We start from the raw sequence: 14,035 nt of genomic DNA, 5'->3' as shown, positions 1-14,035 counted from the left end.
TCCTATCTCTTTGAACGGAGCTGGTCAAGATAGTTCTCCATGGTCGAGTTTCCTGCGGCCCGAGATTCCTTGGTGGCGCCGTATTCGACGCTGTGGGATACGTCCGTGTTCGGAAATCGTTCGGCTATCCACGAACTGCAATTCGCGCCGGTCGCGCACGGGGCTCGTTCCGTGTACATCTCGCCTATTCGGTCCCCCTCCCCTTGTCGCAGGAAAGGGGTTCCTATCATTCGCTCCGAATGCCGGAAGCCATTGCTTCGTCCGACCAGTACGAAATCGTCGGCGTCATTGCTTCCCGAGACCCGTGCCGCGGCGTAGTTGTTGCTCTGGAAGTCGCCGTTCTTCTTGTGGCCGCCGTAACTCTTGCCCGTGTGCCGTGCGAGTTGGGTGGCGCGTGAGAGGTCGGTGCTTCCCAGGGCGACCTGCTGGGAATCGGATCGTTGGCGTGGATCCGTCTTTCCCTCAGTCTTGGTCTTGAGGCTGGCATTGCGTTCCCCCGGCTTCGGGCGTCCGACGGACGCACTGTCGAGCCCCAGGCGTGCATGGTCGTCCTGCGTCAGTTCGGAGGTCTTTCCGCTGCTGTGCAGGCGCTGGATGGACCCGTTGTCCGACATGAGATACATGGGGCTCTTGTCGCCCCGTTTTCCGAGCTCGTCCAGTGACAGGGCGACATTCTTGTCGTTCTCTCGGTGATTGGTGGCCATCCTCTTCAGGCCACGGGGCATGGTGTCGTCGAGGTGGCTGGCCAGGCGCTTGGCACCCTTCTGAATGCCGTCCATGACGGTGTCCAGGCCGGCGTTGGCGGCGTCTGCGAGGGCGTCCTTGCCGCGGGTGCGGCCGTGGGCATTTCTGGCGCGGCCGAGTTTGCGGTCATGGGAGGAGCCGAGGTCAGTGCCGATGTTCCTGAGCTTGGAGCCGGCGGAGTCGAAGGCGTCCAGGTCGATACTGAACTTGCCCGAACCGCCGCCTGCTCCACCCGACGCGCCCCCGCCGGAGGAGCCTTCGGCGCTGAGGAGTTGCATGGACCCGGACTGCTTGGCTGAGTCGACTCCCGCGTTGAAGCTGTCCTTGCCGGCATTGGCGGCCTGGGAGGCGCTGATGCCCTGCTGTGTGCCCATGGCGTTGCCGGCCGCCTGGATGGCGAGATCGCCGACCATCGAGCCAAGTGCCTCGTAGACCGGCCCCATGGCGGTGTTCACGATCTGCTCGGCGATCTGCTCGCAGACCTCCTTGAAGATGCGTTTCACCGCGGTGCGGGTGGCCACCGTCCCGGCCAGGCCGCCCAGGGTGGACAGGCCGAGAGTGAAGGGCGCGGCCGCGGCGGCGGCGGCGATCTCGGCGGCGAGGATGCCGAGTTGGACGATCGCGGCGATCTTCGCGCCCTCGATCAGGACGGCCACCGCATCCAGGGCGGTGCCGGTCAGTCGACCTGCCTCGCCGAGGTTCGCCAGATGGGCTCCCCTGACCTTGGACCAGTGGGCAGACAGGGCCTCGACGGCCGCGCCCTCACTGTTGCCGATCAGATCGTTCAGCAACTGGTGGGCATCCATGGCTCCGTCGTCCACCGCATCGGCAAACTCCCGCATGGCGGCCGCCATTTCGCGGTAGTCGTCCTCGTCTACGTTCGGCCACGAAACACCGATGATGTCCAAGGCCTCGTCTGCCCAGCCCGGAAGGGTGATGCCCTTCAGCTTCCCCCGTTCGTACGTTCGTTGATCGAACATACGGTAGTAGAGGGTGGCGAGGGCAAGGAGGGGCGAGCGTGGGACGCCTGCGAGGCAGATGCATACAGTGATGCCGTCGCAGAGCAGGTAGACGGGCGAGAGGGGAGTTGCTGGTGACGGCGAGTCAGGCGAAGCGCGAGGTCGACCCCGCGGACCTGGAGGACATCGAGTCGCCGGAGCGCGCGCAGGATGTTCTGCGTGCGATGCGGACTCTGGCATCCAACCCAAAGGTCGATGACACCGTCCGGGAGATGGCGAGGGGTGTGCTCTCCGGGAACCTCAGCTTGCGCGAAGCCGTGCTCTCCGATGTCTACATGGACGCGGTCGGTGCACGGGTGAGCGAGGCGTTCCAGGCGGCCAAGGCGCTGGCACCCGAGGAAGAGCAGAAGAACGCGGACCGCTTCAATGCCTGGGTGGCAGAGCAACGCCGGGCGGATGAGGCTGAGTCGCCGCGCACTGCAGACTTGGGACGAACCCCCAGTGGTGCGGTGCACGACCTGCGACGTTCGTAGTCGCCAGCTACGCATAGGCTCGGGCCCCAGGGGTGGTCCGACTGCCTGCCGCTCAATGCGCGTCTCAATCCGCGTACACCACTTTTTGGCGACTACGACGACGTGCTGCGACGGAACGCCCCCTGCGGCTGTCCGCGAGGTCTACGTCAACTGGTCGCTGGCCAGGGCCATGACGGATCGGACAAGAGCGTACGCGCTGATCGACTCGACGATGCCCCAGTGCTCGAGGAGGCGTTGGCAGCCGGCAGGCGCTATCAGGCGCCGCCGGTGTCATGAGGAGCACGCGAGCAGTCGCTGCGATGATGGAGAAGGTCTGCGCCGACATGGCCGCTGTCGTCGACGACACGCGAACGGCCGCGACGACCGGGCCCGTCGCCGTTCGGAGCGGCGGTCAAGTCGGCAAACTTTCCCCGGGAGAAGTCCCTGCGGGCCGTCGACTTCAACGCGAACCCGATCATCGACGCCGCGACCGTCCACACCCTCGCCAGTTGCGACTGGATCAAGGACGGAAGGCCGCTCTGCCTGATCGGAGACTCCGGCACCGGCAAGTCGCACCTGCTGATCGCGCTGGGCACCGAGGCCGCGATGAAGGGCTACCGCGTCCGCTACACGCTCGCCACGAAGCTGGTGAACGAGCTGGTGGAAGCCGCTGAGTCATTTCCGGTTCGGGACAGGTTGTTCGGCAGAACTTCATGAACGCCGACAGAGCGTCAGGCGGGAGAGGTCAGCGCGGCGGGGATCTTGGCGAAGGTCTCCTCGACCAGTTTCATCAAGCCGTCGCGGCCTCCGTGGCCGCCCTGTGCCGTCCAGTGCAGGGAAGCTGTGCGCCAGGCGGCCACGAAGATCTCCACGGTCAGGGGGAGGCGCACCTCGTCGGTGTCGGCGCCGGCGGAGCCATTCACTGCCTTGACCAGGGATCGCGTCGTGTCCTGGCAGTAGCCCAGACTGTGTGTCCGCAGCGCGGGGGCGGTTTCCGACAGCTCGCGGGTGGCCAGGAAGCGGCGGTCCCAGTCCGGGTCCATAGCGCTCAAGGTGGTTGCCAGTGCCTGGCGGAGAGCCTCAAGGAGCGGGCCGTCCATCGCCAGGGTGGCCACGTAATCGAGATAGGCCGACCACAAGTCGCTGTCGGCGGCCAGCGCGACGTCTTCCTTGGAACGGTAGTTCCGGAAGAAGGTCCGCTTGGACACCTCTACGGCGTCACACAGGTCATCCAGTGTGGTGGCGTCGTACCCGCGTTCAGTGAACAGGCGGAGCGCGGTCTCGGCCAGAGCCCTGTGAGTGCGCAGCTTCTTCCGTTCGCGCAGCGGCAGGTCGCGCAGGTCATCACTCACACCGTGAGGCTATCACCCGGGAGCTGTTGCCCTTTGACAGCTAATGCCACTGAGTGGCACTGTCGCCTCAGTGGCCAATCGTGGTTGCTGAACTCCCCCTGAAGGAGCCTGGATTCGTGACTACCGTCCCTACGGGCCGCTCCCGTCCGGCGATCACACTGGTGGTGGTGCTGCTGGCCTTTTGCACCGTGCCGATGTCCATCTCCGGAGCAGCCGTCGCGCTCCCCGGCATCGGTGAGGACCTGCACACCGCAGGCGCACCGCTGCAATGGGTCATGAACGCCTACAACTTGACGTTTGCCTCGTTCACGCTGGTCTCCGGCTCCGCGGCAGACCTGGTGGGGCGTCGGCGGGCCTTCATGATCGGCGGCGGGGTGTTCGCCGTCGGCTCGCTCGCGGCCGCGGCCGCACCCAATACCGTTTTCCTGGACATCGCCCGTGCTGTGTCGGGTATCGGTGCGGCCGGCGTGTTCGCCAGTGGCGGCGCGATTCTGGCCACCACCTTCGACGGTGCCGCGCGCACCCGCGCGTTCGCGGCGCTCGGCAGCGCCGCCGGACTCGGTCTTGCGGCCGGACCCACCCTGTCTGGCTTGCTGGTCAGCGCGTTGGGATGGCGTGCCACCTTCGGAGTGCACGCCGTCATGGTGGCCGTGGCGCTGGCCGGTGTCGGCTACGTCGCCGAATCCCGCGCTGAGCAGCGCCCCCGCCTTGATGTGACCGGTGCCGTGGTATTCGTCGCCGGCCTGGGCGTGCTGGTTCTAGGGTCGGTCCAGGGACCGGAGTGGGGCTGGGCGAGCCCCGGCGTGCTGGCGTTGCTGGTCGCCGGTGTGGGGCTCCTTGTGTTCTTCGTCGTCCTCCAGGCGCGCTCCGCCGCCCCGTTGCTCGACCTGTCGCTGGTCAAGAACCGCCGATTCCTGGCGCTGTGCATGGTGCCCGTCGTATCGACCTTCGGCTTCGTGACGCTGCTGACCTACCTGCCCACCTACTTCGTGGGCGCTAGCGGCTTCTCCTCTCAACGGGCCGGAACAGTGCTGCTTTTGATGACCGCTCCGGTACTGCTGGCTCCGCCGCTGGCGGGCGCTCTGGTCAACCGGGGTGTGTCGGCCCGCGTGATGATCACGATCTCGTTGGCCTTCTTCGCCGGCGGCAACGTGTGGCTCACCGTGATCGGCCCCGACACGTCTGTCGCCGTGATCGCCGGGCCCCTGCTGATGGTCGGTCTCGGCGCCGGCCTGTCGTTCGGTGTGGGTGACGGTGCCGCGATGAGCATGGTGGAGCCCGAACAGGCGGGCATGGCCACCGGGTTCCTCAACACCATGCGTATCGGTAGCGAGGCCATCGTCATCGCTGTGTACGGCGCAGTACTGGTCAGCGTGATTAGCACCCGCGTCGGCTCCCAGGAGCTGGCCGCGAAGGTCGCCGCGGGGGACCTGACCGGCGGTGACTTTGGTGTACTGGCCAACGGGTTCACCCATGCCCTGCATGTCGCCCTGGATGGAACGGCCGTCGTGTGCGCGATCGGGGCGGTGGCCATCGCCGTCGCCTTGGTCCCGCCACGCCGCGACACCGCCGCGACGACCTCCCCTCCCAAGGACCAGCTACCCACCACGGTCGCCTGACCAGACACACCAAGGGCCTTGGATCTCACCGCGCGGACACCGGGCTCGGCTCCCGACCAGCACGGCACCGAACTCCTCTTCCAGGATTAGGCAGAGGGGGAAGAAAGCGTGGCTTCGCCACCGGCGAGCCAGCGGATGAACGAAGACCTTCAACGCACCTGCGCCGCCTCCTACGCCTTGCTGACCCGGGCGAAGAAGGCCAGCTGATTTCGCCGGTCTCGGCGCGACGGCCCGCCGCCCTCTTGGGGGGCGAGCCTCCCTACACCGCGACGTCATTTCTCGGTTCTGGCACAGATCTTGGGGAGCGGTCGCGGAGGGTCATCGCGTTGTTCGATTGTGAGGAGACGGGTTCGCGCGAGACCGCGTACGCCTTGTCGTCCGACGAGCGGAAGTGACGCTCCCTCAGGTGCTCGCCGACCGCTGCTGTCGTCGGTTGTTGCCCGTGATGGTGCTGGTAATGCAGACCGATGCACCGTTCTGGGACTCGCTGGTGTTCGACGGGATCGACGATGTGGAAGTCGAGGCGGTTACGGCCGCGTTCGGCACAGTCGAGGTGATGGCGAGAGGCCGCGCGGCGGGGGCGGCTTGTCCGGACTGTGATCGCTTTTCGGACCGAGTCCACGACCGATACCAGCGCAGGCTGAAGGACCTTCCACTCGCTGAACAGGGTTTCGTAATCCGGTTGACGGTCCGGCGTTTCATCTGCGGAGTGGCGGACTGTCCCCGCCGGACGTTCGCCGAGCCGTTCTCCCGACTGGCCGTCCCGTACGCACGGTTCACCGCTCGGCTCAACCATGCCCTGGAGCGAGTGGGGCTCGCGCTGGCCGGGCGGGCCGGTGCTCGGTTGGCCGCCCAGTTGGGTTTCGGCGTGGGACGGATGACCTTGTTACGCAGGGTCGTGTCGTTGCCCGATCCACGGTTCAGTACGCCGCGGGTGCTGGGCGTGGACGACTTCGCGATCCGTCGTGGCCAGACCTACTCCACCGTCTTGACCAGCGTCGAGGACCATCGCGTGGTCGATGTGCTCCCGACCCGCGAAGCCGGGCCACTGGCCGCCTGGCTGACCCGCCACCCTGGCGTGGAGATCATCTGCCGGGACCGGGCGGGCGCCTACGCCGAGGGCGCCCGGCGCGGTGCCCCAGACGCTTTGCAGGTAGCCGACCGGTTCCATCTGTGGCAGGGCCTCGGCCGGGCCGTTGAGACATGCGTCGCCGCCCACCGTGAGTGCCTGCGCAACCCGTCGCCCACCGGCATGCTGCCAGGCGCGACCCGTCCCGACCCCGGTCGGTCGCAGGACGATTCGGCGCCTGTCGGCCGGCGGGCCGAGCGGAAGAAGGCAGCACACGCCCTGGTCCATGAGCTCCTCGCCCAAGGTCACTCACGCCGGGCGATTGCCCGGCACCTGGGCTGGGGTCTCAACACCGTGCTCCGGTACGCGAACGCCGCATGCTGGCAGGACACCATTCGCGACAGTCTGCCCCGACCCAGCAGACTAGACCCCTACAAGCCCTACCTCGAGCGGCGATTCGCCGAGGGATGCACTAGCGTCACCCGACTGCACGGCGAACTCATTGCAGCCAACGCGCCCGTCACCTACCAGATGGTCCGCGCCCACATCGCATCCCTCCGCAGGACTCCGGCCGGCGCGGCACCGCGGCCGCCGTCGGTGCGACAGGTGACCGGCTGGCTCACCCGGCACCCCACGGCCCTGGCCGAGGAAGACCGGGCCGCCCTGAAGGACGTCCTGGCCCGTTGCCCCGAACTGGACAAGGCCGCCGAACATGTTCGCGGCTTCGGCGAGATACTTACCGACCGCCTTGGCTCGACACTCCCCACCTGGATCGACGCCGTCGACGCCAGCCAGTTACCCGGCCTCACCGGCTTCGCACTGCACCTGCACCGAGACTTCGACGCCGTGAAAGCCGGGCTCACCCTGGACTGGAACTCGGGCAGCATCGAGGGCGCCGTCAACCGCATCAAGAAGATCAAGAGGCAGCTCTACGGCCGAGCTGGATTCGAGCTGCTCCGCAAAATGATCTTGCTTCAGTAGCTTCCGCGATGGCGGTCTGTCGCTGGTCGGCACGCTAGAGGTCAGAGTTCGGTAGTCCAGATCCCGACAGGGTGCTCATTCGGCGGCAGCCACAACTGAGGCTGCGACTCCCGATGCCGTTCCTCGGCCCGTTCTTCCCAGTGGAAGCGGTCATCCGCGTCAGACCACGCGACTTGCAGCACAGGGAAAGGAGGCCGCCGGTAGAACCCGATGGCCTGCCCGAAGAAGGTCCGGTACCAGCGGAGGTCAACGTGTCTGAGCGCGACGTGGTGACCGTCGACAACGTCAGGGTGTCTCTGGCCGTCAGCCAGTACGGCGCCCGTGGCGGACTTCTCGCCGACTCCGTTGAGCATGCGGTGCATGGCGTGGATGTCGAGTCCGAACATGGCGAGTTCAGGGGCGCCGTAAGTGTGTGCGAGGCCGATCGTGTAGGCGAATCCAGGACCGATGTCGTCCTCGGGAACCATCACGACGTGCCATCCGTGCCGCTGCACATTCTCGATGATCGTCAAATCCATACGGTCCGCTTCGTCCCGGTCGCCGTAGTCATGGCAGAGGACGCAGCGGCACCGGAACGGATCAGCAGTCATACGCGGAGGCTACGAGGTAAGTGCTTGAGTCGGTAAGCCGGGCTCGTGACCACCCGTTCAATCGAACGACATCGTCACCCTCAGCGACCGCTCCCCAAGATCTGTGCCAGAACCCATCAGCCATCAACACTGTCCGCCCAGCATTTGAGCTCTGCTTTGGTGAGGGCTTCGATGATGTCGTGGCGTCGGGCGGCGGTCAGGTCGTGAGTGGATCCGGGCAGGGCCGGCGAGGCCCAGAGCAGCCGTCCGAACGGGTCGGTGAGGACCTGGACGTTCATGCCGTGGCGTTTGTGTTTCCCGTAGTAGTACGGGGTGTCGGCGGCGATGCGGTCGATCGGGAGCAGAGTGCCGTCGAGAATGACGAACGCCTTCGTGCGGATCGTCTTCATCGCCTCGTCCAAGGTCGGGGCGAGGGTGGCCAGGACGTCGATGGCCTCGCGTATGTAGCGGAAGACGGTCGCGATGCCGATGCCGAGCCCTGCCGCGAGCTGGGCGTAGGTGTCACCCGCACCGCAGGTGTGCCAGGGCGAGCAGGGCCTGGCGTCCGGCCGACAGGCGCCGCCACCGCGTCCCGATCTCCACTTGTCGGGCTGAGAGTTGCCCGGCCAGGAACTGCAAGGTCCGGCTCGACAGATCGATCGCGGACGGGTGGACAAGCACGTGAAGCTCCTGGCGGACATGGGTGATCTTGGTCGAGAACCCCGTCTACCAGGAGCTTCGTCGTTGCGCAGGACTGTCCAACTCGCGGTCAATGTCGTCATGTTGGAAGAGGCTCATTGGTGAAGGGCTATCGGGCTGCTGTTTCCCGTTGGTGCTCGTTCTCGATATGCTCGCCGACCACCTCTGTGCCGAAGTTGCAGAGAATCGTAGGGGTTCAGTCTTGAGGACCTCCGTGGCCGGCTCACCGGTGCGGAGCGAGGTCGTACGAGCCCTCCTGCTCCGCACCGGATTCCGCAGTCCGTCACCGCCTCGATGGCAGTACGCTCCCGGCGGTAACGGGAGTGCTCACCTCCGCGAGCTGGCTGCGACCCTGTTCGGCGAGGCGTCCCAGGCGTACGAGCTGGGTGTCCTGGACCGGCTGGTCGCCGCCTTCGACCGCGCTGCGCAGGGCGTCGCGGGCGGCCAGAACCTCTTTGCGGAGGGTCGCCGGATAGGCGTCCTGCTCGGCGAGTCGGATGGTGATGATCGAGGTGCGGACCGCTGGGTCGAGTTGGGTCCAGAGGTCCTCGGCCCGCTCCGTGGCACCCCGCATCGCGTCGGCATCCATGGCTCTGCGTGCGTCCATGACTGCCTCCGCGGCGTCCTTCAGTTCCTTCAGGAGCTGCATCGGCAGCAGCCCACGTCCGCCTCGGGCGGCGACGCTTGCCTGGGCGGAAGCAAGCCGGGCCCGTGTGCACAGCTCCAGGATGTCGCGGGCCGAGTCCAGCAGTCCGTCCAGGGAACGGCTCACCGTGTCCCCTCTGCCAAGGGCCGAAAGATCCTCCATGGTTTCGGTGAGGGCGTCGTGTTCGGCGGGCGTGACCTCCCGGCCCCAGTCAGCCAGGAAGGCGTGGCAGCGGGCGTGGAGTTCGTCCGCCTTCCGGCCGACGGTGGCGGAGACCATGCTGCGTCGCAGCCGGGCGCCCCGCGACTCGCCGGAACCGACGCGATACCTCATATCGATGGTCCGATCGGCATCGAGCCGTACTTGCAGGGTGAGCGGTACGTCTCCCCGGAGGAGATCGTCGTCCATGTGGACGAAGCCACCGCAGAACTCATTGCGTTGCGCGGAGCGTGCGTGCGGTCCTTCCCAGACGCTGAAACGCACCGTGTTGCCGCCGTGGCCGCGCACTACCAGGTCGTCCACCCGGTGCCACTCGGTCGGGTAAGGCGTGCCACCAGGGAAGAGAACCTCCACGGTGCCGTCCGTGAGTTCAAGTCCGATGTGCTGCGCCGTGACCTGTTCGGCGACGGCGGTGCCGAAGTCGCCGCCGCAGAACGAGCAGGTGCTGAGACCGGTGGCGTTGATCATGCCGCAACCGGTGCATTTCAGGCCGCCCGCGTCCAGCGGCGCGTCGCAGTCGAGGCACACGGTCGCCGACGCGGGGTTGTCGGTCCGGCCGCACTCCGGGCACTCCTCCATGGTGGTCGCCGGAGTGACCGCGCTCAGTCCTTCCAAGCCCGTGGCGCACACGGAACAGGCGGCGGTGTGCTCCGGGGCGGGGACATGGCAGCCGGGACAGTCCACGGTGGCCGCGCCGAGCAGCGGTGCGGCGCACCCGGGGCACGTGTCAGCGGTGGCAGGAATGCCCCCGGCGGTGCAGGTCTCGGCGGGACAGTCGAGGGTACTCAGCAGACCCGCCTCCACGGCAGCTCCATGGGCGACGGCCATCATGGGCTCCACCATGTGCGAGACCGTGTCCTCGCCGAAGAGGCCCTCAAGGCTGCGCCGGACAGCCGGGATACGCGTGGAGCCGCCCACCAGTAGAACGTGTTGAACGTCTTCGGGCAGTGCCTCGCCCTCCTTCAGCACCGACTCGACCGTGTCCCGCATCCGCCGCAGGTGCTTGGTGAGGAGTTCTTCGAAGACCGTGCGCGTCATGGCCCCCGACCAAGAGCCGCCCTGGTGGCCGAGCGGAGCGAGGACCACCTCGGAGACGTCGCGCGAGGACAGCTCGACTTTCGCCCGCTCGGCGGCGGCCCGGATCCGGTAGGCGTCTCCCTCACCGCCGTGGTCGCGTCCGCCGAGCTGCGTGCGCAGATGCCTGTCAATCAATGCGTCGAAGTCCGCGCCGCCGAGGAGGTTGTCCCCGCCCAGCCGGTCCACCGAGAAGTAGCCCGGCCCGATGGTCAGCAGCGACACGTCGAAGGTGCCGCCGCCCAGGTCGAAGACCAGCACGGTGGCGTGCTCCTTGGTGCTGTCTTCACCTGGCCTGACGCCGAAGGCGTGCGCGGCGGCGGTCGGTTCCTGAATGATCCGCGCCACGTGGAAACCGGCCAGCCGTCCCGCCTCGCGTACCGCGTCGAACTGCGGCTCGGCGAAGTACGTCGGCACTGTGATAACCGCGCGCCGGAACGGCACCCCTGCAGCGCTCTCGGCGTCCTCCTTGAGCCGGCGCAGCAGGATGGCGGAGACCTGCACCGGGGAAAGGTAATGCTCACCGAGCCGGATCTCCACCGAGCCGTCGGCGCTCGCCCGGACGGGCGGCGCGTCGTCGGGCCGTGCCTCGAGCGCCTGCTGCACCAGCTCGTCGTCCCAACGCCGCCCGATCAGCCTCTTCACCTCCGTGATCACCGAACCAGGCGACGCAGCACGCCAGTTGACGGCTTCGGCCCCGATCAGCAGTCCGCTGTCCGAGTCGATGCCGATGGCTGATGGGGTGGACTGTTCGCCGAGCCGGTTGGGCAGCACGACGGGGACGCCGTCGTGCAGCCAGGCCGTGACGGAGTTGGTCGTGCCGAGGTCGATGCCGAGGGTCCGGTGCATGGAAGGTCGCATCCTGATCGTCGAGAGGCGTCGTGAGCGTCGTACGGAAGGCTTGGGAAGTACGGTGCGGGTGCGGCGCGAGGGCCACCGGGTCAGGCGCGGCGGGAGCGGCGGGAGCGACGCCCTCGCCATGCCGGTGACTTGTGCGACAGGCGCCGCTGGGAGCGGGTGGTACGCCGTGGCTGTGACCGCCCGCCGTCGGCCGGGGCGACCTCGGCCGCCACCGAATCCGGGACGTCCTCGGCCGGCGCCGGCTCGGCTTGCCGCGCTGTGCCGGGCACCGCGACGACCACCTGTGCGGGGCGCAGGATGGACGTGCCCAGGCGGAAGCCGGCGAGCCGCTCCCGCAGCACCGTGCCGTCCGGGACGGACAGACGGCCTTCCGTCCCGACGACGTACATCTCCGCCGGATCGACCGCCCTGCCCACCACCTCCATGGGCCTGACGTCGTGCCGGGCGAACTCGCCGCGCAGCATCAGGTGTGCCGCCTCGATCTGCTCGCTCAGCGCGATAGCGGCCGAGGTCGCCTCGAGGGCGGATCGCGCCTCGTGCAGGACGCCGGCCCGGCGGCGGGTGTCGGCGAGCAGGTCGTCCAGCGGCAGCAGGCAACTCAGTAGGTCGTGCAGTCGGGCGTCGGCCTCGTCGCGTTTGCGGGACAGCGCCTCGACCCGGCGACGCAGCTTGTCGACTTCGGACGGCGGGCCGGCGGGGGCGGCCGGGTCGGGACCGTTCACGGAAGTTCCTCGATGTCGTGGCGGGGCAGGGGCGGGGTGAGCATTTCGGCTACAAGCGCGGCGGCGGCACCGCGGGACGCCTGGTCGGCCCGGTGGATGAGCTCCGCCTGCCCGTCCGAACCCTTCCGGGCTGAGGCGAGGGCCTGCGCAACCTGCCTGCGAAGGACTGGGGCCCGGCTGCCGGGCACCGCACCGGGGACGAGTTCATGGAGCGTAGGGCCGAACCAGGGAATCGGGGGCGCTGCGGTGTCCCAGGCCCCACGGACGAACTTGTCAGTGGTCAAAAGAGAGCCCCTTGTCCAGAGTCGTGCTGCGGGCGACGGCTGCGGGGAACGGGACCGAACAGCAGGCCCTGGGCCGGGAGTCCGGCACCGACCCGTTGCGCGCACGAGCGGTCGCGCCGAGCCCCGCCGAAGTCGCCTTCCTCCTCGCGTGCCGCGGCGCGGCGCAGATAGGCGGTCACCACGGTCTGGTCGAAGCGCGCGCTGACACCGGTCCGCACCAGGTCCCGCAGGAACAGCTCGATGACGTCCGACGGAGAGGCTGTGGCCTCTAGGTGCTCGGCGAGATCGAGCACCGTCGTGACGAGTGTCTCCCTGACTTGACTACGGGCCGGGCCCGCCATGCCTTCGGCCGCGCTCAGCAGGTCGACGCGGCGTTCCCACTCGGCGCGGGTGCTCTGGGCTCCGGCGGGTCGGGCCGCGCCGATCAGGAGGTCGGCGAGCGCGCTGCTGACGAACTCCTCCCCGTACGGGCCCTTGCCGCCGTCGTACTGGAGCATGCGCCGCACGGCGGCCCGCGCTGCTGCCATGTGCCCGCCGGACGCGGCGGCCACGGCCCGCTCGGCGTAACGAGTCGTCAGCCACCTCAGGGCCGGTGCACAGTCCGGATCGCGGCGCAGCAGGTGTCGTACCGCGTCTGTGCTGAACGTGTGATGGGGGAGTAGCCGTACCCGTTGCGGCTCCGCCCGACGTTGTGGCCCGCGCGAAGCACAGCTTCGCGTTCCGAGGCGTCGAGAGTGTTTCCGAGCCGCGCCGCCGTGCTGAAGTCCGCGAGCGTCTCGCTCCACTTCTTGGCTCCCGCCTGGTCTTTGCCCCGAATTGCAAGGGCTTGGGCGAGAGCGTCGCGGCACGCGCGGTGGTCGGGCGAGTCAGTGGTCCAGGTGCCGGGGTCGGGGTGGCGTGCGGTGTAGGCGTCAAGGAGGTCGATGTGACGGCCGCGGTCCACGAGATGCCAGGCGGCGTCCTCAAGCGAGGACATGCCGTCGGGCCCGGTGTCCTGGAGGACGATCATGGGGTCGGCACGTTCGGCCTCCCAAGCCGTCTCCCATGCGGCGAGTACGTCACGCTCACCCCGGACGTCCAAGGCGTGCAGCAGGTCGTTGATGCGGCCGAGCAGGTGGCGGCGTGCCTCCTCCCACAGTTCGTCGCGCGCCGGGGCGCTGCGTCGGCCGGTGAGCAACGCGCGGAAGTCGCCCGGGTCGTCCTCGTCCAGGAGGTGGGCCCACAACACGATCGCGAGCGCCGCCGTGCCGGACTCCGTGTGCCGCCCGCCCTCTTCCGCCAGCCTGCGGAGCGCGCTCACCGCGAGGCCGTGTACGACCCCGGTCGAGGCCAGGTGCAGGTAGCTGTCGGGACACCGCCGGACCGCCTTCTGCCAGTCGCCGACCCGCGCAGCCAGTGCGGCACGTAGTACGGCGTACCGTACCGCCGCCTCTTCGCCGTCCGGTGTGCCGAACTGACCTCGAAGGCGATGGAGGAGCGGACGTACGGCAGTGAACTCGGCGCGCTGGAAGGCATGCTCGGCATCGGTCAGCAGGCGATCCGCCGTCACGGCTTGGTCTGGTTCAGCGGTGTCGTCCACCCGCACGCTCTGTCGCCCCCCTGGTCCCCTACGCAGCAAGAGCCACCGTAATTAAGACGATGTCTTGATTGGCGCTGGTTCGTTGTCCTGGCATGGAGATAGTTGAACGGCTGGTGCCGGACGAGTTGTGGGAGATCTTCCAGAAT

At 68.0% G+C, this 14,035-nt stretch carries 10 protein-coding genes and 2 pseudogenes; 4 read left to right on the top strand and 8 right to left on the bottom strand.

Annotation, left to right across the window (positions count from 1 at the left end):
* Positions 1–2: 2 nt before the first annotated feature.
* The gene (locus ACFYWS_RS28310) at positions 3–1,724 is read right to left on the bottom strand and encodes a nucleic acid/nucleotide deaminase domain-containing protein (RefSeq protein ID WP_389281099.1); all 1,722 of its coding nucleotides are present in this window, start codon (positions 1,722–1,724) and stop codon (positions 3–5) included.
* Positions 1,725–1,837: 113 nt separating this feature from the next.
* Between ACFYWS_RS28310 and ACFYWS_RS28305 the strand changes: the two genes are divergently transcribed.
* Positions 1,838–2,236, top strand: a complete 399-nt coding sequence (locus tag ACFYWS_RS28305) for a hypothetical protein (RefSeq protein WP_389281098.1) — start codon at positions 1,838–1,840, stop codon at positions 2,234–2,236.
* A gap of 358 nt (positions 2,237–2,594) precedes the next feature.
* A pseudogene (locus tag ACFYWS_RS28300) lies at positions 2,595–2,890 on the top strand (ATP-binding protein); the annotation flags it as partial.
* A gap of 56 nt (positions 2,891–2,946) precedes the next feature.
* On the opposite strand, the gene ACFYWS_RS28295 reads toward ACFYWS_RS28300, so the two are convergent.
* A complete protein-coding gene (locus tag ACFYWS_RS28295) occupies positions 2,947–3,567 on the bottom strand; it encodes a TetR/AcrR family transcriptional regulator (RefSeq protein WP_389281097.1) in 621 nt (206 codons plus the stop codon).
* A 116-nt stretch (positions 3,568–3,683) separates the two neighbouring features.
* Here ACFYWS_RS28295 and ACFYWS_RS28290 point away from each other — a divergent pair, with 116 nt between their 5' ends.
* Positions 3,684–5,186: an MFS transporter gene (locus tag ACFYWS_RS28290; RefSeq protein ID WP_389281095.1), complete on the top strand. Its 1,503-nt coding sequence runs from the start codon at positions 3,684–3,686 to the stop codon at positions 5,184–5,186.
* 406 nt (positions 5,187–5,592) lie between these two features.
* Positions 5,593–7,236, top strand: a complete 1,644-nt coding sequence (locus tag ACFYWS_RS28285) for an ISL3 family transposase (RefSeq protein ID WP_389281094.1) — start codon at positions 5,593–5,595, stop codon at positions 7,234–7,236.
* A 41-nt stretch (positions 7,237–7,277) separates the two neighbouring features.
* Here ACFYWS_RS28285 and ACFYWS_RS28280 read toward each other — a convergent pair whose 3' ends face one another.
* The 6 genes and pseudogenes from ACFYWS_RS28280 to ACFYWS_RS28255 all read right to left on the bottom strand — a co-directional run bounded on the left by ACFYWS_RS28280 (position 7,278) and on the right by ACFYWS_RS28255 (position 13,859).
* Entirely contained in the window at positions 7,278–7,826 is a 549-nt protein-coding gene (locus tag ACFYWS_RS28280) for a DUF4262 domain-containing protein (RefSeq protein ID WP_389281092.1), read from the bottom strand.
* 131 nt (positions 7,827–7,957) lie between these two features.
* Positions 7,958–8,486: pseudogene (locus ACFYWS_RS28275) on the bottom strand (transposase family protein); the annotation flags it as partial.
* Between the two features lie 301 nt (positions 8,487–8,787).
* The gene (locus ACFYWS_RS28270; RefSeq protein WP_389281090.1) at positions 8,788–11,292 is read right to left on the bottom strand and encodes an Hsp70 family protein; all 2,505 of its coding nucleotides are present in this window, start codon (positions 11,290–11,292) and stop codon (positions 8,788–8,790) included.
* Between the two features lie 92 nt (positions 11,293–11,384).
* Positions 11,385–12,026 (bottom strand): nucleotide exchange factor GrpE, encoded by a 642-nt coding sequence (locus ACFYWS_RS28265; RefSeq protein WP_389281088.1) that lies wholly within the window; start codon positions 12,024–12,026, stop codon positions 11,385–11,387.
* A 280-nt stretch (positions 12,027–12,306) separates the two neighbouring features.
* The gene (locus ACFYWS_RS28260; RefSeq protein WP_389281086.1) at positions 12,307–12,837 is read right to left on the bottom strand and encodes a hypothetical protein; all 531 of its coding nucleotides are present in this window, start codon (positions 12,835–12,837) and stop codon (positions 12,307–12,309) included.
* 56 nt (positions 12,838–12,893) lie between these two features.
* Positions 12,894–13,859, bottom strand: a complete 966-nt coding sequence (locus ACFYWS_RS28255; protein WP_389281084.1) for a hypothetical protein — start codon at positions 13,857–13,859, stop codon at positions 12,894–12,896.
* Between the last annotated feature and the right edge of the window lie 176 nt (positions 13,860–14,035).

It is taken from the genome of Streptomyces sp. NPDC002795, assembly GCF_042888725.1.
Taxonomy (GTDB): domain Bacteria; phylum Actinomycetota; class Actinomycetes; order Streptomycetales; family Streptomycetaceae; genus Streptomyces.
This window is presented reverse-complemented; position numbering and strand designations above follow the sequence as displayed.